This window comes from Tahibacter soli, assembly GCF_025717065.2.
GTDB lineage: Bacteria > Pseudomonadota > Gammaproteobacteria > Xanthomonadales > Rhodanobacteraceae > Tahibacter > Tahibacter soli.
Genome location: NZ_JAOVZO020000001.1, coordinates 1 through 16,839, shown reverse-complemented (window position 1 = coordinate 16,839; position 16,839 = coordinate 1). Strand labels below are relative to the sequence as shown.

Genomic DNA, 16,839 nt, shown 5'->3' with positions numbered 1-16,839 from the left:
GGCGACGGCATAAGCGCCCGGCGGGCATCCGCCGGGCGCGCCGCGGATCAGCGCTGCGGCTGCAGGCCCAGCAGCTTGTTGATCTCGGTTTCGAACTGGTCGATGCGATAGCGCTCGCGCAGCACCGTCGTGCCCTCGACGATGTCCGCGAGGTCGTCGCGCGTGAGCACGCGGTCGGCCGGCACGCCGACCCCGAAGCCCGGACGCACGATGTGGCACGGATGGAGCTGGTGCAGCGTCCAGCCGTTGTCGAGGCGGTAGTCGAGATCGTAGTTGAGCTGCGCGACGCAACCGGCGTACGTGTTGCTCTGAACGGTGATGCCGGCGTTGGTCCAAACCGTATGGCCCGGCTCGATCAGGTCGGCGCCGCCGGCGTAGTACCACGGCGAATTCGGCGCCTGGTCGGCGTGGGCGGTACCGATCGACAGCACGAGCGCCGCGGCGGCGGCGAGGCGAAGCATGGAACGCATGAACGATCTCCTGTGGGTAGCCGGCGACGCGACCGCGCCGCGGTGATCCATGCTCGACCGGCTGCGCGGCACGCCGCGAGCGAAAAACCGGGTCGAAGCGGGACGCGCCGGGACGCCGGCGGCGGTTTCGCCGCGCAAGCGGCTGTTTCGCGCTGGGATTCCATGCGCTAACGTCTCTCGCGACTCGCGCCCGCCGACTTCCCACAAAAACAACGGCTTGCGCGAGTTCGTTCCCGCGTTGACCCGCTCCGGCGCTTGCGTGTCCGGCGCGACACGCCGGACGCTTGCGCCACCTCGCGCCGCGGCGGGCGGCGCGGGGCACCATTCCAAGGGGAGAAACGATGAAGTACCTGGCAAGCGGCCTGGTCGCGCTGTTCGCGACGTCGGCCTGGGCGCACGATCCGTTGCCGAGCGCGAACTGGTGCCAGAACGGCCTGGCGACGAACGTCGCGTCTTTCGCGTTCGCCGAGGCCGATATCAACGCCTGGGTCGCGTGCGTCGAGGCCGGCAACTGTCCCGACCCGCGCCCGCACGCGCAGACGACGCCGACACCGACCTGCAACAGCCTCAAATCGTGCGGCAATTTCGACGACGACTACGGCAAGGCGGCGCTGATGGTCGTCGCGCATTGCGACCAGTACGCCGAACCGGTTCCGGGTACGACGTCCGTCGCCGGACGCCCTGCGACGTCCAGCCCCGGCCAAGAATTCGGCAGCGTCGCACCGATCGTCTACGGTCCGCAGTTTTTCCTGTCGACCCTTCACCACGCGCGCTACAAAAAGTCGGCCGGCGTGCAGGGCGTCTGCGCGAAATGCTCGCCGGCGATACCGGTGGGGAACTCGCCGGAAAGCTGACGGCTCAGCGCAACGCGCGCCGGCGCACGACGGCCTGCACGGCGTCGGCGCGCCGGCGCAGATCGGCGCGCGCATCGGCCTCGAGCGCGCATTCGGACAAGACGAAATACGCCGACCGCAGCACCTCGCGCCAGCGCGGCTGGCGCGGCAGCTTGGCCAGCGACAGATAGCGCTCCATCGCGCGCACGCGCAGCCGGCCCTCGTCGATCGTCACGCGCCAGACGCGGCTCTTTTCGGCGAGTTCGATGCGCGTCGTGCCGGTCGCGCGCTCCCACGCCTCGACCGTCGCGAGCATGAGCTCGACGAGATCGCGGCGGAACGTGTCGTCGTCGCCGGACGGTACGGGCGCGGCGTCCGCGACGGCTTCGGGTTCGCTGTCCGCGTCGCCGGCCGCCGCCGGTTCGTCGCCGCCGAGCGCTTCGAGCGCGCGGCGATAGCCGTCGCGTTCGGCTTCGAGCGCCGCGGCCTGCGCCCGCGCGCGCTGCCGCACGCGGTAGAACAGCGCGGCGAACACCGCGAAACCCGCGAGCGCGAGCGCGCCGACCAGCGCGAGCTGGCTCGTGCGATAGCGCAGCGACAGCGCCGCGAGCGCGTTCTCGTCGGCGAGGCGCTGCAGCGCGCGCTCCTTTTCGGCGACGTCGAAGCGCACGCGCAGTTCGGTCAGTTCGCGATCGTGTTCGGCATCGCGGTGCGCGGCGTCGGCCGCATGAAACTCGACGTAGGTGCGATAGGCACCGGCCGTATCGCCGGCCGCCGCGGCGGTTTCCGCGCGCGCCTGGAGCAGCGCGACGCGCTCGGGCGCGTCGGCCGCGAGCCGGCCGAGGGCCGCCGCGAGCAGCGTTTCGGCACCCCGCATGTCGCCGGCGGCGCGTTTCGCGCGCGCGGCCTGCAGCGACAGGTCGGGCGACGGCGGCAGGTTCAGTTCCGTCGCGAGCGCCGTGCCGCGCGCGAGCGCCGCGTCGGCCGCACGCGCATCGCCGCGATCGAGCGCGAGGCGCGCGAGCCGCGCGCAGATGCGCATCTCGTCCGAACGCGCGCCGAGCTGCGCGAACGCGGCCTGCGCGTCGCCGAGATACCGCGCGGCGGCGTCGTGGTCCTTCGCGTCGAGCATCAGCGTGCCGAGCGCGTCGAGCGTATGCGCGCGATCGAGCGTGCGGCCGTCGCGTTCGTAGTCGACGAGCGCTTCTTCGTAGCGCGTGCGCGACGCCGGAATGTCGCCGAGGTCGCGGTAGAGATCGCCGAGGTTCGTCAGCAGCGCGCCGAGGTGCTTGTCGCCGGCGCGGCGTTTGTTCTCGAGGCTCGACAGATACGCCGCGAGCGCTTCGCGATAGCTGCCGATGCGGCGCAGCGCGTTGCCGATATCGTTGTCGCTCTGGCCGAGCGCGGTGGCGTCGTCGTGCGCCGCGGCGCGCTCGCGCGCGGCGCGAAACAGCGGCAGCGCGGCGGCGTAGCGGCCCTGCCGGTATTCGAGAATGCCGCGGCGGCGCTCGAGCCGGAAATCGTGCATCCAGCGCGCGGGGTCCGGCGGCATCGCGGCGGCGCGATCGAGCGTCGCCGATGCCGCGGCAAAGTCGCCGGTCGCGGCCTGCGCGTCGCTGCGGCGAAACAGCATTTCCTCGGCGAGCTCGGCGTTGGTTTTCACGTCGAGCGACGCGAACGCCGCGTCGCATGCGGCAATCGCCTCGCGCGGTTCGCGCTGCTGCAGCGCGCGGCAGCGCTCGACGGGCGCGGGGTCGGACGCGGCGAGCGCGAGGCCCAGCCACCACGCGGCGGCGGCAATCATGCGGCGAGAAAGTTGCCGAGCAGTTCGCGGCCGTGCTGCGTCAGGATCGATTCGGGGTGGAACTGCACGCCTTCGACGGCGAGCGTCTTGTGCTTGAGGCCCATGATCTCGTCGATAGCGCCGTCGTCGCGCTGCGTCCACGCGGTGACTTCCAGGCAGTCGGGCAAGGATTCTTTTTCCACGACGAGAGAATGGTACCGCGTGGCCTCGAACGGGTTCGGCAGGTCGCGGAACACGCCGCGGCCGGCGTGATGAATCATCGAGGTCTTGCCGTGCATGATCTGCCGCGCGCGCACGACCTTGCCGCCGAACGCCTGACCGATGGCCTGATGGCCCAGGCACACGCCGAAGATCGGCAGCGTGCCGGACAGCCGCGCGAGGAGTTCGAGCGACACGCCGGCCTCGTTCGGCGTGCACGGCCCGGGCGAAATGACGACGCGGCTCGCGCCGGACGCGGCGATCGCGTCGACGGTCCACTCGTCGTTGCGCACGACGGTGACGTCCTGCCCCAGCTCGCCGAAGTACTGCACGAGGTTCCAGGTGAAGCTGTCGTAGTTGTCGATCATCAAAAGCAAGGGATTCACCGCGTCGCAGAGGGCGCCGCGCCGCGGACGTCGCGGCACGGCGAAGGGTTCAGCGTCGCATGAGCGCGGGGCGGGTCGCAATGGATATGCGAAAGCGCCCGCGCCGGTACGGATGCGAAGCGATCATGCGCGGCGAACCGCCCTGCACGCGGTCGGCTGCCCGGTTGCGGCATGGCTGCGGTACGTCGCGAGCGTCAGCGCCTGCCCGTCTTGCGACAACAACGTCGCCGCCGCGTCGGCAGCGCCTTCTGCCGATTCCGCGACGCGCACGAACATCAGGCGTTCGTATTCGGCGACGGCTTCGAGCCAATCCGCCCTTTCGCTCAACAGGCGCGCAAGCTCTGCGGCATCGAGCATCGCATTGTTGACGCCGTCGCCGCCGAATGGCGACATGACGTGCGCCGCATTGCCGATCAAGGTGAGGCCGCGCCGGTTCGTCCAGCAGTGACCCTCGGCAGCGCGTAGATCGGCCGCTCCGCGAACGAGTCGTTCGCCGCGCGGAACAGATCGCGTATCTCGTCGGCGTAGCCGTGGAACTCTTGCAGGAGCGCCTGCCGCATTGCCGTCGGCGACGCGAAGTCGAACCGTTTGCCGATCCAGTCGGCCGGCACGCGGAAGATGGCGTAGCCGTGAATGTGGGCGTTGCCGTTGCGCTGCGCAATGAGCGCCTTGCCGTCGCCCTCCGCGCTCATCTTGCCGCGCCCGACCAGTCGCGACAGCGTCGGATGCGAACGGTCGACCAGCCTCAAGGCGCTGGCGGGTTTCAGCGAGAAGGAACGTGATCAGCTGTTCGCGCTGCTGTCGCGCGTGAACGCGAATCTGGATCGCATCGCCGGCCAAGTGAAAGAGTAGCGCACCAAAAACTTCAGCAGCATCGCAACGCGCAGACTCCGGGCGCCGACGGCGTCGCGCCGATCGCGGTATACCTTGGCACTACGCGCATTTTCGTATTCCGGCACGAACGCCCGAGCCGATCCTCGATGCCTCTCGTGAACGAACACGCGCGCTCAGCTGTCCGACTTGCGCATTTCGCGCACTCGCGCTACGACGACGTGCATCGACAACGCGGCAGACGACCGGGGCCACGCATCCATGCTATCGATTCTTGAAATCACCACCACGATGCTTTGGGCCGTCGCGATCACTGCAGCGCCCGAGACTCCGCCGATCCCGGAATGCCGGCCCGACCAGTTGCTCGGATACGTGCCGTCCGACGACGAGGTCGCGTCACATCGCGAGGGATCGATCCCGCCGGTCGAATATGACCGTGGCGACGGTCCGGGGCATCTCTGGGGATTCGAGATGGCCTTGCGGATCAACGCGAACGGCAACGTGGATTGCTATCGACTGGTCAACGACTTCGGCAAGAAGGCGCCACTGAACAGGCAGCGGCGCAATTGGCTGGAAAAGCTCGCCGACGTGCGCTATCGACCGTTCGCCGACGGTCGATCGGCGGCGGCGATCGTTACCGAGAACGTCCGCGAGGTCGAACGCGTCGAATCGACCGCGTCGCCGGTGGACGTGCCGCTCGACCAGTTCGTGATCGGGCTCGAACGCACCGCCTGTTTCGGCTCGTGCCCGAGCTATACGGTCGAAATTCGCGGCGACGGCAGTGTGACGTACAAAGGCAGGGCGTTCGTGGACGTCGAAGGCGAACACCGCTATCGAATCCCGACCGCCGAGGTCGCGCGACTGGTCGAAAGCATGCACACGAAGAACATCTGGTCGTCGAAAACCGAATACATCGCGCCGATCACCGACAATCCGAGCCAAACCGTCACGATCAAGGCGGGCGAACGTTCGCATCGCATCCATGATTATGTCGGCGAAATGGTCGGCATGCCGGTGGCGATCAGCGAATTCGAGCGCGAGATCGATGCGGCGGCAAAGACCGATCGCTGGATACGCCTCTCCGTGGAAACCGTCGACCTGCTCGATCAGGAAGGATTCGACTTCGCATCGCCCGAAGGCACCGCCCTGCTCTGGCGATCGGTGGCGGAACGCGAGGGCGACAGCGACAAGGCCGTGCTGCGCCTGCTGCAACGCGGCGCGCGTGACGATGGCAAGCCGTCGCAAGGTGCATGGCGCCAGCGTACCGGCACTCTGCTGGATATCGCGCTGGAAAACGGCAAAGCCGAGACTGCCGATGCTCTGATCGCGAACGGCGCGCTTGAAACCCGCGGCCAGATAGATCGCGCGAAAGTCGACGCCGCATTTCGCGCCGCCATAAAAGGCGCAAGGCTGGCATCGGTTCAGCGCGTCTGGTCTGCCGCAAACGCCGCAACGCCGTCGCTCGAATTCGACGACGAAGACGAGAGCGGGAAACAAACCGCGAAACGCGTCCCGGTAACGCTGCTGTTGGAAAAGCCCTACGGCGCGGCGAAATGGGAGGGTCTGAAGATCGCGCAGTGGTTGGCGGCGCAGGGATGCGACCTGCACGCGGCCGCGGCGAACGGCGACACGCTGTTGCATCGAGCAGCCGGCGCCGGCGACGTCGCGTTCGTGCGTTACCTGCTTGAAGAAGGCGCGGACGCATCGACGCCCGGCAAATACGGTTTGCCCGCGCTCGGCGGCGCAGCAAACGAAGACGTCGCGATGCTGCTGCTGGACGCGGGATCGGATTTGTCCAAGCTCTCCGACCACGAATCGAGTTTTCGCGAGTACGCCACTTCCAGGCATTGGTCGCGTGTCGTGGCATGGCTCGACGAACACAAGCAGTGACTCGCTCAATCGTCGTTGCTCGCGAACCGGATTGCGCCGCTCGACGCGCGCCGACTGGCGTTCTCGCAGCCCTGCTGCCGCGGGCTCGAGGTACGCCGGTGGCGAGTCGAGCGGATGAATCGAGCGAAGTTCCGCGTCGGGTCTTGTCTCCGCGTTGGCCGATCCCGACAGTACAGGCACTGATATCGACCGGATTCGAGACATGAGCGCCATCATCCGCAACCCCGTCTGGCAGGCGCTGACCACGCGCCATGCGCCGCTCGCGATCGGCGACGCGCGTGCGCGGCGCTATCCCGGCGATGTCGCGCCGTTTTTCGCGGTGGCCGACGCCTCGGTCGCGGCGGCCGACGTCGTCGCACTGATGGCGCCCGGCGAAGCCGGCTTCGTCGTCGACGTGCTGCCCGACGGCCTCGTCGCCGAACCCGTCGGCGACATCCTGCAGATGCGGCTGCCGACGCCCGTCGCGGCGCCGGACGAACCCGTGCTCGAACTGCGCGACGTCGACGTGCCCGACATGCTCGAACTCACCGGCATCGCGTATCCGTTTTTCTTCCGTCCGCGCACGCGGCTGCTCGGCCGCTACGTCGGCATCCGCGTCGACGGACGCCTCGTCGCGATGGCCGGCGAACGCATGGCGACGCACGACGCGCAGGAGATCAGCGCGATCTGCACGCATCCGGATCATCTCGGCCGCGGCTACGCGGCGCGATTGACACTGCACGTCGCGGCCGGCGCGCAGGCGCGCGGCGACCGCGCGTTTCTGCACGTCAGTGCGTCGAATACGCGCGCGGTGGCGTTGTATCGCCGACTCGGCTTCGTCGTCGACGCGACGCTGCCGTTCTGGCGCACGCAGCGGCCGGCGTAACCGGCCGCCGCGACCGGTTACTGCACCACCATTTCGACGCGGCGATTGCGCGCGCGGCCCGCATCGTTCGCGTTGCTCGCGACCGGCGCGTAGCTCGCGAGGCCCGCGGCCGAAAGACGCCGCGCGTCGACCTTGTACGTCGTCGCCAATGCGTCGACCACGGCCTGCGCGCGCGCCTTCGACAGCGCGAGGTTCGTGTCGAGCGCGCCCTGGTTGTCGGTGTGTCCGACGATGTGCACCTTGAGCGACGCGTTGCCCTGCAGCACGCGCGCCATCTGTTCGAGCTGCGCGGCCGACTCGGGCTTGATCGTCGCCTTGCCGGTGTCGAACGTCAGGCCGTACAGCGCGACCTTGCCCTCGGCTTCGAGCCCCTTCGTCAGCGCACCGGCATCGACCGTCACTTTCCCCGCGTCCATCGCCTTCGGCTCGACGATTTCGATGACGGTCGCGGCGTACTTGCTCGACAGCGCGATCGTGCCGGGCTTTGCCGTCAGCACCGCGACGTGCAGCGCGCCGTTCGGCGTGTTCACCGTGCCGTACCAGTAGCGCTCGGTGCCGGCCTCCTGCCACTGCTGCAGCAGCGTGATCGGACTCCAGCCTTCGAGCTGCGCCTTCGGCAGCTTGGGATCGGCGAACAGATCGCGCAGCGGCTTGAACGGCCGGCGTCCGCACGCGTCGTCGGCGCAGCCGTCGCGGCGCGTGCCGCCGGCGGCTTCGAGCGCCTGCTCGTAGTTGCGCTGCACTTCGAGCACCGACTTGCCGGCAGGACCGACGTAGAACAGTCGCGTCACGCGGCCTTCGACCGTCGCGACGTCGTTGCCCGACGGCAGCTTCACCTGGTCGAACGGACGCGTTTCCTGCGCGACGAGCCACGAGCCGGCGTAGCGGCTGATCGCGGCGTGGTCCTGCGCGCCGGGCGCGTCGGGCGGCATGGTCTGCGCGTGCGTGGTGCCCGCGACAAGAACGGCCAGCGCCGACAAACGGTAAAAATTCTTGCTCATGGCAGAGTTCCCTTCCGGATTTGTACGAACCGCAGCATCGGCGACGCCGCGAACATCCGCCGATTCTCGACCGTTCGCGGCGCGCGTTTCCATGACGCGCGTTGCAAGACGGTGGCTGAACGAACCGTTGGTGGCCGCTTGCGCAATACATATTTTATATGCATAGTTTGCTCATGCAGATCGCATTCGTCCCTTTCAAAGCCGCCGCGAACGAACACAAGCACGGCGTCAGTTTCGAGGAGGCAGCATCCTCGTTGCTCGACGAAAACGCGCTGGCGATGGAGGACGACTGTGAGGGCGAGCACCGCTGGATCGTGCTCGGCATGAGCGCCCGAGGGCGATTGTTGGTCGTGGTTTACACGCTACGCGAGGAAACCGTACGACTGATCTCCGCCCGCAAGGCAACGAAGAATGAGACCGGGGCCTATGAAAACTGACAACGACTTTTCCAAAGCCAAACGCGCCAAGAACGTTCCGCATCTGACCAAGCTGCGCGAACAGGCCGGGCCGAAAACCCGCATCACGATCATGCTCGACAGCGACGTGATCGAGGAATACCGCCGACGCGCGGCCGCCGCGGGTACCGGCTACCAGACCGAGATCAACCGTGCGCTGCGCGAGTACCTCAAGCCGCACGAGGTGCCGCTGACCGAAGAGCGGCTGCGCCAGGTGTTGCGCGAGGAACTGCAGGCGGTTTAGCGCAATGCGGCGGCCTCGCGCGCCAGCGCCGCGATCGCCGGCCAGTTGCCGGCGGCGACGAGATCGTGCGGCGTCAGCCACGAGCCGCCGACCGCGACGACGTTCGGCAGCGCGAGCCACGCCGGCGTCGCGCTCGCGCTGACGCCGCCCGTCGCGCAGAAGCCGATGCCCGGCAGCGGGCTCGCGAGCGATTTGAGGTATTCGACGCCGCCGGCCGGCACCGCCGGAAAGAATTTCTGCCAGCGGTAGCCGCGCTCGGCGAGCGTCATCGCCTCGGTCGCGGTCGCCGCGCCCGGCAGATACGGCAGCGCGCTGTCGTCGGCCGCGTCGAGCAGCAGCGGCGACGATCCCGGCGACACCGCGAACGTCGCGCCGGCCGCGAGCGCCGCGTCGAAATCGCGCGGCGCGAGCAAGGTGCCGGCGCCGAGCGCGACGCCTTCGACTTCGGCCGCGATCGCGCGGATCGCGTCGAGCGCGACCGGCGTGCGCAGCGTCACTTCGACCGCCTTCACGCCGCCGGCGACGAGCGCGCGCGCGAGCGGCACGGCGTGCGCCAGCTCGCGCACGACGACGACCGCTACGACCGGACCGAGCCGCAGCACGCGCTCGACGGATGCCTGCTTGCCCGCGATCGCGTCGCTCATTCCATTTCTCCAAAAATGCTGGCGCCGCGGTCGGCCGGACCGACCGCCTGGCGGAAGATCGCGAACATCTCGCGGCCGAGCCCGTGGTGATGCGACGACAGGTCGCGGCCGTGCGGCACGCGCGCGGCCCATTCGGCCGGATCGACCTTCACCTCGAGCGTGCCGGCGCGCGCGTCGAGACGGATCACGTCGCCGTCGCGCAGCTTGCCGATCGGGCCGCCGGTCGACGCTTCGGGCGTGAGATGAATCGCCGCGGGAATCTTGCCGGACGCGCCGGACATACGCCCGTCGGTCACGAGCGCGACGCGATGCCCGCGCGCCTGCAGCACGCCGAGCGCCGGCGTCAGCTTGTGCAGCTCCGGCATGCCGTTCGCGCGCGGCCCCTGATGGCGCACGACCGCGACGACGTCGCGATCGAGCTCGCCGGCCTTGAACGCGCGCTCGACGTCTTCCTGTTCTTCGAACACGCGCGCCGGCGCTTCGATCACGTAGCGGTCTTCCGGTACCGACGACACCTTGATCACCGCGCGGCCGAGGTTGCCTTCGAGCAGGCGCAGCCCGCCGTCGGCGCGGAACGGTTCGGCGACCGGCCGCAGCACGGACGCATCGAGCGTCGCCGGCGTCGTGATGCCCCAGCCGAGCTTTTTATCCTTGTCCAGAAACGGCGTCTGCCGGTACGCATCGAGGCTGCCGCCGGCGACGGTCGGGATGTCGTGCAGCAGGCCCACGTCGAGCAGCTGCGCGATCAGGAAACCCATGCCGCCCGCGACGTGGAAATGGTTCACGTCGGCGCTGCCGTTCGGGTAGATGCGCGCGAGCAGCGGCACGACCGACGCGAGCGCGTCGAAGTCTTCGAGGCGCAGGTCGAACGCCGCGGCCCGCGCGATCGCGACGAGATGCAGCAGGTGATTCGTCGATCCGCCGGTGGCGTGCAGGCCGACCACGCCGTTGACGAGCGCGCGCGCGTCGATCTGGCGGCCGACCGGCCGATAGTCGTCGCCGAGCGACGTCAGCGCCGCCGCGCGTTCGACCGCCGCGCGCGTCAGCGCGTCGCGCAGTTCGTTGTTCGGCGGCACGAAGCTCGATCCGGGCAGCTGCAGGCCCATGATCTCCATCAGCATCTGGTTGGAATTGGCCGTGCCGTAGAACGTGCACGTGCCCGGCGCGTGGTACGAGCGCGCCTCGACGTCGAGCAGTTCGGCGCGGTCGGCCTTGCCCTCGGCGTAGCGCTGGCGCACCTTCGCCTTCTCGTCGTTCGACGCGCCGCTCGGCATCGGACCCGAGGGCACGAACACCGCCGGCAGATGGCCGAAGCGCAGCGCGCCGACGAGCAGGCCCGGCACGATCTTGTCGCAGATGCCGAGGTACAGCGCCGCGTCGAACATGTCGTGCGACAGCGCGATGCCGGTCGCCAGCGCGATCACGTCGCGCGAGAACAGCGACAGTTCCATGCCGATGCGGCCCTGCGTCACGCCGTCGCACATCGCCGGCACGCCGCCGGCGACTTCGGCCGTCGCGCCGATCGCGTACGCGTGTTCGCGCATCAGCGCCGGAAAGCGCTCGTACGGCTGGTGCGCCGAGAGCATGTCGTTGTATGCGGTGACGATGCCGAGATTCGGCGCGACCCCGTCGCGCAGCCGCGCCTTGTCGGCGGGCGCGCAGCCGGCGAATCCGTGCGCGAGGTTGCCGCACGACAGGCGATTGCGGCGCGAGCCGTCGATGCGCGCCGCGTCGATGCGCGACAGATACCGCTCGCGCGTGTCGCGGCTGCGCGCGTCGATGTCGTTGGTGACTTTTTCTACAATGGCATTCAGCGGCATGGCGCTCTCCGGCGGGTGGCGCGCAAGGGGGTTACGGACACCAGTAGAGCCGCACGGGCTCTCCGGCGTAGCGCACGACGGCGCGGATCGGAAACTCTTCGGCCGTCGCATCGGCGGCCAGCGCCTGCGCCAGCACTTGCGCCTTCGTGTCGCCTTCGATGTGGAGATACAGCGCCTGCGTCGCAAGCAGGGTCGGCAGCGTCAGCGTGATGCGCGGCTCGCCCGCGGCTTCGGCGCGCATCGAGATCACGCGCGCTTCGCCGCGCGGATCGAGCGCCGCGGCCAGACGGTCGCCGTGCGGAAAGAACGAGGCGGTGTGGCCGTCGAGCCCCATGCCGAGCACGACCGCGTCGAACGGCAGCGGCACGTCGTCGAGGCGCGCGTCGACGACGTCGAGCGCACTTTCGGGATCGGGCGCGTCGTCGTACAGCGGTACGAAGCGCGCGCGGCCCGACCCGTTCGACAACAGCGCCTTGCGCGCCATCGCGGCGTTCGAGCGCGCGTCGGTTTCGGGCACCCAGCGCTCGTCGACGAGCGTCACGACGACGCGCGACCAGTCGAGATCTTCCTGTGCCAGATGATCGAAGAACAGCCGCGGCGTGCTGCCGCCCGATACCGCGAGCGACGCGACGCCACGCTGCGCGATGCCGGCGCGCAGATCGTCCGCGACGGCCGCGGCGAGCGCCTGCGCGAGCGGTTCGCGGCCGCCGTGCCGCACTTCGCGAATGTTCGCGGCGAGATCGCGCGCGCAGTCGCCGTCAGTAGCCGTCTTCATGCCAGTTGCGTCCGTCGCGTTCGATCAGGGCGACCGCCGCGCTCGGTCCCCAGGTGCCCGCGGTGTACGGCTTCGGTCCGTCCTGCATGCCTTCCCACGCCTTGAGAATCGGATCGGCCCACGCCCATGCCGCCTCCACTTCGTCGCGGCGCATGAACAGCGTGGGGTTGCCGCGCACGACGTCCATCAGCAGGCGCTCGTACGCTTCCGGATAGCGCACGCCGAACGTCTCGGCGAAGCTCATGTCGAGCGCCACCTCGCGCAGACGCAGGCCGCCGGGGCCCGGATACTTGTTCATCACCATGAGCTTGACGCCCTCGTCGGGCTGCAGGCGGATGACGAGCTTGTTCGCGAAGATCGGCCCGGCCTGCTCGGTGAAGATCGAATGCGGGATCGCGCGGAACGTGATGACGATTTCCGACACGCGCTCGGGCATGCGCTTGCCGGTGCGCAGGTAGAACGGCACGCCGGCCCAGCGCCAGTTGCGCACTTCGGCCTTGAGCGCGACGAACGTTTCGGTGCGCGATTCGCGCTTGCCGATTTCCTCGAGATAGCCCGGTACCGCACCGCCGTTCGACGCGCCGGCGCGATACTGCCCGCGCACCGAGAGCTGCGCCGCGTTCGATTCGTCGATCGGCTTCAACGCGCGCAGCACCTTGAGCTTTTCGTCGCGGATCGCATCGGGCGCGAGCGATGCGGGCGGCTCCATCGCGACCATGCACAACAGCTGCAGGAGATGGTTCTGCACCATGTCGCGCAGCGCGCCGGCGCCGTCGTAGAACGCGCCGCGTATCTCCACGCCGATCGATTCGGCGACGGTGATCTGCACGTTGTCGATATGTTCGGCGTTCCACAACGGCTCGAACAGCGCGTTGCCGAAGCGCAGCGCGATGAGGTTCTGCACCGTTTCCTTGCCGAGGTAGTGGTCAATGCGAAACGTCTGGTGCTCGCCGAAGCTGCGGCCGACCGCGTCGTTGATCGCCGCGGCGGAGGCGAGATCGCGCCCGATCGGCTTTTCCACGACCACGCGCACCTGCCCCGTGTTGAGGCCGTGCTCGCGCAGGCGCTCGCAGATCTCGACGAAGATTTCGGGGCTGGTCGCGAGATAAAACACGCAGACCCGCTCGGGCGTCAGCGCGAGCTTCTGCGCGAACTGCGCCCAGCCGGCGTCCTTACGCGCGTCGAGCGCCACATAGTCGACGAGTTCGAGAAAGGTCGCGACGGCGTCGCCATTCTTCGCCTCGTCGCCGGCGCCCTTCTCGACGGCGGCGCGCACGCGTTCGCGGTACTCCGATTCGCCGAGCGCGTCGCGCGCCACGCCGATGATGCGGCTGCCGGGCCGGATCTGCCCGTCGGTATAGCGATGAAACAGCCCCGGCAGCAGCTTGCGCACGGCGAGATCGCCGGTGCCGCCGAAGATCACGAGGTCGAACGCCTCGACCGGTGGTGCCTGGGTAGTCACGGATACGCCTCGCCGCCGCATTGCCGACGAACATACCACTGAAATACCACGCCTCGCTACCCCGTCGTTGACACCGATACCTATCGACAGACGGTAGCGTTGCTATCGGTCGGCTTTACGGCACTGGTTATGTACTGGTATTGTTCTGGACATGTCGACCGCCCTCCTCGAAACCTGGCACCGCATCGGCCGCGAAACGGCCGGCGAGCGCGATCTGGCGTGGCTGCGCGTGCGCCGCCTGATCGAGCGCGCGATCGGCGACGGCGATCTCGTGCCGGGTTCGGCGCTGCCGAGCGAGCGCGACCTGGCGACCCTGCTCGACCTGTCGCGCGTCACGGTGCGCAAGGCCATCGCCGGGCTCGTCGACGACGGCGTGCTGATTCAGCGTCACGGCGCCGGCACGTTCGTGGCCGGGCGCATCGTCAAGTCGTTTTCGCGTCTGACGAGTTTTTCCGACGACCTGCGCGCGCGCGGCATGAAGCCGCGCTCGGTGTTTCTCGAGCGCAGCCTCGGCGAGGTGACGCCGGACGAGGCGATGGCGCTGTCGCTGTCGCCGGGTACGCGCGTCGCGCGCATCTTTCGCCTGCGCTATGCCGGCGAGCAGCCGCTGGCGATCGAACGCACCGCGGTGCCGCAGTCGTTTCTGCCCGATCCGCAGCTCGTGACGAGTTCGCTGTACGAAACCCTCGACAAATACGGCTGCCGTCCGCAACGCGCGCTGCAGCGCCTGCGCGCGGTGAATTTCGACGCGGACCAGGCCGCACAGCTCAACGTGCCCGCGGGCGCCGCGGGCCTCCTGATCGAACGCCGCAGTTTTCTCGACGACGGCCGCGCCGTCGAGTTCACATGCTCGTGGTATCGCGGCGACGCCTACGACTTCGTCGCCGAACTGACGGGCGACGCGACCTGACCGGATGTCTCTCATGACCCTCGATCCGCAATCCACGCACATGTACCGCGAAGCCGAAGAGGCCGCCGACCGCATCGCCGCGCAGCTCGCGGCGAACGCGCAAGCCGTCGGCGCGCTCGCGCGCCGCCTGCGCGAGACGCCGCCGCGCTTCGTCGTGACCTGCGCGCGCGGCAGTTCCGATCACGCCGCGACGTTCGCCAAATACGTGTTCGAGACCGAACTGGGCTTCCCCACCGCGTCGGCGTCGCCGTCGGTCAGTTCGGTCTACGCCTCGCCGCTGCGCCTGGAAGGCGCGCTGTTCGTCGCGATCTCGCAATCGGGCAAGAGCCCCGATCTCGTGCGCAACGCCGAACGCGCGCGCGACGCCGGCGCGCACGTCGTCGCGCTCGTCAACGTCGCCGACTCGCCGCTCGCGGCGGCCGCGCACGACGTGATCGCGCTGCATGCCGGCCCCGAGCTGTCGGTGGCCGCGACGAAGAGCTATCTGTGTTCGCTGTCGGCCATCGTGCACATTGCGGCAGAGTGGAAAGGCGACGCGACGCTGCGCGCGGCGCTCGCGGGCGTACCCGACGCGATGCGCGCCGCGTGGCGCCACGACTGGGCGTCGCTCGTCGACGGTCTCGCGAACGCGCGCAACTTGTTCGTACTCGGCCGCGGCCTGGGCCTGGGCGCCGCGCAGGAGGCCGCGCTCAAGTTCAAGGAAACGAGCGGCCTGCACGCCGAAGGCTTCAGCTCGGCCGAGGTGAAGCACGGTCCGATGGCACTCGTCGGCCCGGATTTTCCGGTGCTCGCGTTCGGCCAGGACGACGGCACGCTCGCCGGCACGCTCGCGGTGGCCGACGAATTCCGCAAGCGCGGCGCGCACGTGTGGGTCGCGGCGCCCGGCGATCCGGTCGGCGCGAACCTGCCGCTCGGCGCGCCCATGCACCCGGTCTGCGCGCCGCTCGTCGCGGTGCGCCAGTTCTATCGCGCCGTGAATGCGCTCGCAGTGCGGCGCGGGCACAATCCCGACGTGCCGCCGCATCTGAACAAAGTGACGGAAACCGTCTGATGACACAGGCGCTGCTCAACGCCCGCGTGCTGACCGACGACGGCTTCGCGACCGGGCTCGCCGTACTCGTCGACGGCGCGCGCATCGCCGCCGTCGTATCGCGCGACGATCCGCGCGCGGCCGCGGCGAGCGTCGTCGATCTTGAAGGCGCGTATCTCGTGCCGGGTTTCATCGACTGCCAGGTCAACGGCGGCGGCGGCGTGCTGTTCAACGACGAGCCGACCGTCGAAGGCATCCGCGCGATCGGCGCGGCGCATCGGCGCTACGGCACCACGGGTTTTCTGCCGACGCTGATCTCGGACGACCGCGACGTGATGCGCGCGGCCATCGACGCGACCGACGCCGCGATCGACGCCGGCGTGCCGGGCGTGCTCGGCGTGCATCTGGAAGGCCCCTATCTCGCGCCGGAGCGCAAGGGCACGCACGACGCGACGAAGTTTCTGCGTCCCGATGACGAGGACGTGGCGCTGGTCGCCTCGGGCCGGCGCGGCGTGACGCTCGTGACGCTCGCGCCCGAACGCGTGGGCGATGCAGAGCTCGCGTCGTTGATCGCGCGCGGCGTGATCGTCGCGGCCGGCCACACCGCCGCCGACTACGCAACCGCGCGGCGCGCGCTCGACGCCGGCGTGCGCGGCGTGACGCATCTTTTCAACGCGATGACGCCGCTGACGAGCCGCGAGCCCGGCGTCGTCGGCGCGGCGCTCGATCACGCCGACAGCTGGTGCGGCCTGATCGTCGACGGTCACCATGTGCACTGGGCGACGCTGCGCATCGCGATCGCGGCGAAACCGCGCGGCCGGATGTTTCTCGTCACCGATGCGATGCCGCCGGTCGGCTCGGACCGGCCCTGGTTCGAACTCGACGGCCGCCGCGTCGAGCTCGTCGACGGCGCGCTGCTCAATCCCGACGGCGTACTTGCCGGTTCGGCGCTCGACATGCTCGCGGCGGTCCGCAACACGGTGCGGCACGTCGGGCTGCCGCTCGCGGAAGCCGCGCGCATGGCGTCGACGTATCCCGCGCAATTCCTGGGTCTTGGCGCCAGCCACGGGCGCATCGCGGCCGGCTACGCGGCCGATTTCGTCGCGCTCGATGACGAATTGACGATTCGTGCAACGTGGATTGGCGGGCAGGGCAACTAGCGGTCCGCTGCGGTTCCTCGTTCTTTGCTCGTCTCCGTTGCTCGTCATCCCAGCGCAAGCT

19 protein-coding genes are annotated in these 16,839 nt (G+C 69.2%); 9 read left to right on the top strand and 10 right to left on the bottom strand.

The window, feature by feature from the left end; all coding sequences use genetic code 11:
- Positions 1 to 47: 47 nt before the first annotated feature.
- Positions 48 to 470 carry a hypothetical protein gene (locus OD750_RS00095; RefSeq protein ID WP_263544830.1) on the bottom strand — a complete coding sequence of 141 codons (423 nt, stop codon included), beginning with the start codon at positions 468 to 470 and terminating at the stop codon, positions 48 to 50.
- Positions 471 to 811: 341 nt separating this feature from the next.
- On the opposite strand from OD750_RS00095, the gene OD750_RS00090 reads away from it, so the two are divergent.
- Positions 812 to 1,324, top strand: a complete 513-nt coding sequence (locus OD750_RS00090; RefSeq protein WP_263544829.1) for a hypothetical protein — start codon at positions 812 to 814, stop codon at positions 1,322 to 1,324.
- 4 nt (positions 1,325 to 1,328) lie between these two features.
- Here the strand turns inward: OD750_RS00090 and OD750_RS00085 are convergent, their stop codons facing one another.
- The 4 genes from OD750_RS00085 to OD750_RS00070 form a co-directional block, all read right to left on the bottom strand.
- The gene (locus OD750_RS00085; RefSeq protein WP_263544828.1) at positions 1,329 to 3,107 is read right to left on the bottom strand and encodes a tetratricopeptide repeat protein; all 1,779 of its coding nucleotides are present in this window, start codon (positions 3,105 to 3,107) and stop codon (positions 1,329 to 1,331) included.
- Positions 3,104 to 3,682 (bottom strand): anthranilate synthase component II, encoded by a 579-nt coding sequence (locus tag OD750_RS00080; protein WP_263544827.1) that lies wholly within the window; start codon positions 3,680 to 3,682, stop codon positions 3,104 to 3,106. Before OD750_RS00080 ends, OD750_RS00085 begins: the two co-directional genes overlap by 4 nt.
- A gap of 132 nt (positions 3,683 to 3,814) precedes the next feature.
- Positions 3,815 to 4,084, bottom strand: coding sequence for a hypothetical protein (locus OD750_RS00075; protein WP_263544826.1), 270 nt, complete (start codon positions 4,082 to 4,084; stop codon positions 3,815 to 3,817).
- 20 nt (positions 4,085 to 4,104) lie between these two features.
- Entirely contained in the window at positions 4,105 to 4,383 is a 279-nt protein-coding gene (locus tag OD750_RS00070; RefSeq protein ID WP_263544825.1) for a hypothetical protein, read from the bottom strand.
- Between the two features lies 1 nt (position 4,384).
- Between OD750_RS00070 and OD750_RS00065 the strand changes: the two genes are divergently transcribed.
- From OD750_RS00065 to OD750_RS00055, 3 genes are all read left to right on the top strand, one after another.
- Positions 4,385 to 4,543: a hypothetical protein gene (locus OD750_RS00065; protein WP_263544824.1), complete on the top strand. Its 159-nt coding sequence runs from the start codon at positions 4,385 to 4,387 to the stop codon at positions 4,541 to 4,543.
- Positions 4,544 to 4,783: 240 nt separating this feature from the next.
- On the top strand, positions 4,784 to 6,412 hold the full coding sequence (locus OD750_RS00060; RefSeq protein ID WP_263544823.1) for an ankyrin repeat domain-containing protein: 1,629 nt from the start codon (positions 4,784 to 4,786) through the stop codon (positions 6,410 to 6,412).
- A 202-nt stretch (positions 6,413 to 6,614) separates the two neighbouring features.
- Positions 6,615 to 7,277, top strand: coding sequence for a GNAT family N-acetyltransferase (locus OD750_RS00055; protein ID WP_263544822.1), 663 nt, complete (start codon positions 6,615 to 6,617; stop codon positions 7,275 to 7,277).
- Between the two features lie 17 nt (positions 7,278 to 7,294).
- On the opposite strand, the gene OD750_RS00050 is transcribed toward OD750_RS00055, so the two are convergent.
- Complete coding sequence (locus OD750_RS00050) at positions 7,295 to 8,278, bottom strand: OmpA family protein (RefSeq protein WP_263544821.1); 984 nt, start codon at positions 8,276 to 8,278, stop codon at positions 7,295 to 7,297.
- Between the two features lie 173 nt (positions 8,279 to 8,451).
- Here OD750_RS00050 and OD750_RS00045 point away from each other — a divergent pair, with 173 nt between their 5' ends.
- On the top strand, positions 8,452 to 8,715 hold the full coding sequence (locus OD750_RS00045; RefSeq protein WP_263544820.1) for a BrnT family toxin: 264 nt from the start codon (positions 8,452 to 8,454) through the stop codon (positions 8,713 to 8,715).
- A complete protein-coding gene (locus OD750_RS00040; RefSeq protein ID WP_263544819.1) occupies positions 8,705 to 8,977 on the top strand; it encodes a BrnA antitoxin family protein in 273 nt (90 codons plus the stop codon). The genes OD750_RS00045 and OD750_RS00040 overlap by 11 nt, the downstream gene beginning before the upstream one ends.
- Here the strand turns inward: OD750_RS00040 and eda are convergent.
- Genes eda through zwf form a run of 4 tightly spaced genes read right to left on the bottom strand, consistent with a single transcriptional unit; the run spans position 8,974 to position 13,678 of the window.
- Positions 8,974 to 9,621: a bifunctional 4-hydroxy-2-oxoglutarate aldolase/2-dehydro-3-deoxy-phosphogluconate aldolase gene (eda, locus tag OD750_RS00035; RefSeq protein WP_263544818.1), complete on the bottom strand. Its 648-nt coding sequence runs from the start codon at positions 9,619 to 9,621 to the stop codon at positions 8,974 to 8,976. The genes OD750_RS00040 and eda overlap by 4 nt on opposite strands.
- Positions 9,618 to 11,441: a phosphogluconate dehydratase gene (gene edd / locus OD750_RS00030; RefSeq protein ID WP_263544817.1), complete on the bottom strand. Its 1,824-nt coding sequence runs from the start codon at positions 11,439 to 11,441 to the stop codon at positions 9,618 to 9,620. Before edd ends, eda begins: the two co-directional genes overlap by 4 nt.
- Before the next feature lie 31 nt (positions 11,442 to 11,472).
- Positions 11,473 to 12,216, bottom strand: coding sequence for a 6-phosphogluconolactonase (gene pgl, locus OD750_RS00025; protein ID WP_263544816.1), 744 nt, complete (start codon positions 12,214 to 12,216; stop codon positions 11,473 to 11,475).
- Complete coding sequence (gene zwf / locus OD750_RS00020; protein ID WP_425508198.1) at positions 12,200 to 13,678, bottom strand: glucose-6-phosphate dehydrogenase; 1,479 nt, start codon at positions 13,676 to 13,678, stop codon at positions 12,200 to 12,202. The genes pgl and zwf overlap by 17 nt, the downstream gene beginning before the upstream one ends.
- Before the next feature lie 151 nt (positions 13,679 to 13,829).
- On the opposite strand from zwf, the gene OD750_RS00015 reads away from it, so the two are divergent.
- The 3 genes from OD750_RS00015 to nagA are packed head-to-tail and all read left to right on the top strand — an operon-like array spanning position 13,830 to position 16,778.
- A complete protein-coding gene (locus OD750_RS00015; RefSeq protein WP_263544814.1) occupies positions 13,830 to 14,588 on the top strand; it encodes a GntR family transcriptional regulator in 759 nt (252 codons plus the stop codon).
- A 4-nt stretch (positions 14,589 to 14,592) separates the two neighbouring features.
- Positions 14,593 to 15,639, top strand: coding sequence for an SIS domain-containing protein (locus OD750_RS00010; RefSeq protein ID WP_263544813.1), 1,047 nt, complete (start codon positions 14,593 to 14,595; stop codon positions 15,637 to 15,639).
- Positions 15,639 to 16,778 carry an N-acetylglucosamine-6-phosphate deacetylase gene (gene nagA / locus OD750_RS00005; protein WP_263544812.1) on the top strand — a complete coding sequence of 380 codons (1,140 nt, stop codon included), beginning with the start codon at positions 15,639 to 15,641 and terminating at the stop codon, positions 16,776 to 16,778. The genes OD750_RS00010 and nagA overlap by 1 nt, the downstream gene beginning before the upstream one ends.
- Positions 16,779 to 16,839: the final 61 nt, after the last annotated feature.

Coding starts and splice junctions, on each gene's coding strand:
- OD750_RS00095 (WP_263544830.1), bottom strand. CDS start 470: ATGCGTTCCATGCTTCGCCTCGCCGCCGCCGCGGCGCTCGTGCTGTCG.
- OD750_RS00090 (WP_263544829.1), top strand. CDS start 812: ATGAAGTACCTGGCAAGCGGCCTGGTCGCGCTGTTCGCGACGTCGGCC.
- OD750_RS00085 (WP_263544828.1), bottom strand. CDS start 3,107: ATGATTGCCGCCGCCGCGTGGTGGCTGGGCCTCGCGCTCGCCGCGTCC.
- OD750_RS00075 (WP_263544826.1), bottom strand. CDS start 4,084: ATGTCGCCATTCGGCGGCGACGGCGTCAACAATGCGATGCTCGATGCC.
- OD750_RS00070 (WP_263544825.1), bottom strand. CDS start 4,383: ATGAGCGCGGAGGGCGACGGCAAGGCGCTCATTGCGCAGCGCAACGGC.
- OD750_RS00060 (WP_263544823.1), top strand. CDS start 4,784: ATGCTATCGATTCTTGAAATCACCACCACGATGCTTTGGGCCGTCGCG.
- OD750_RS00055 (WP_263544822.1), top strand. CDS start 6,615: ATGAGCGCCATCATCCGCAACCCCGTCTGGCAGGCGCTGACCACGCGC.
- OD750_RS00050 (WP_263544821.1), bottom strand. CDS start 8,278: ATGAGCAAGAATTTTTACCGTTTGTCGGCGCTGGCCGTTCTTGTCGCG.
- OD750_RS00045 (WP_263544820.1), top strand. CDS start 8,452: ATGCAGATCGCATTCGTCCCTTTCAAAGCCGCCGCGAACGAACACAAG.
- OD750_RS00040 (WP_263544819.1), top strand. CDS start 8,705: ATGAAAACTGACAACGACTTTTCCAAAGCCAAACGCGCCAAGAACGTT.
- eda (WP_263544818.1), bottom strand. CDS start 9,621: ATGAGCGACGCGATCGCGGGCAAGCAGGCATCCGTCGAGCGCGTGCTG.
- edd (WP_263544817.1), bottom strand. CDS start 11,441: ATGCCGCTGAATGCCATTGTAGAAAAAGTCACCAACGACATCGACGCG.
- pgl (WP_263544816.1), bottom strand. CDS start 12,216: ATGAAGACGGCTACTGACGGCGACTGCGCGCGCGATCTCGCCGCGAAC.
- OD750_RS00015 (WP_263544814.1), top strand. CDS start 13,830: ATGTCGACCGCCCTCCTCGAAACCTGGCACCGCATCGGCCGCGAAACG.
- OD750_RS00010 (WP_263544813.1), top strand. CDS start 14,593: ATGTCTCTCATGACCCTCGATCCGCAATCCACGCACATGTACCGCGAA.
- nagA (WP_263544812.1), top strand. CDS start 15,639: ATGACACAGGCGCTGCTCAACGCCCGCGTGCTGACCGACGACGGCTTC.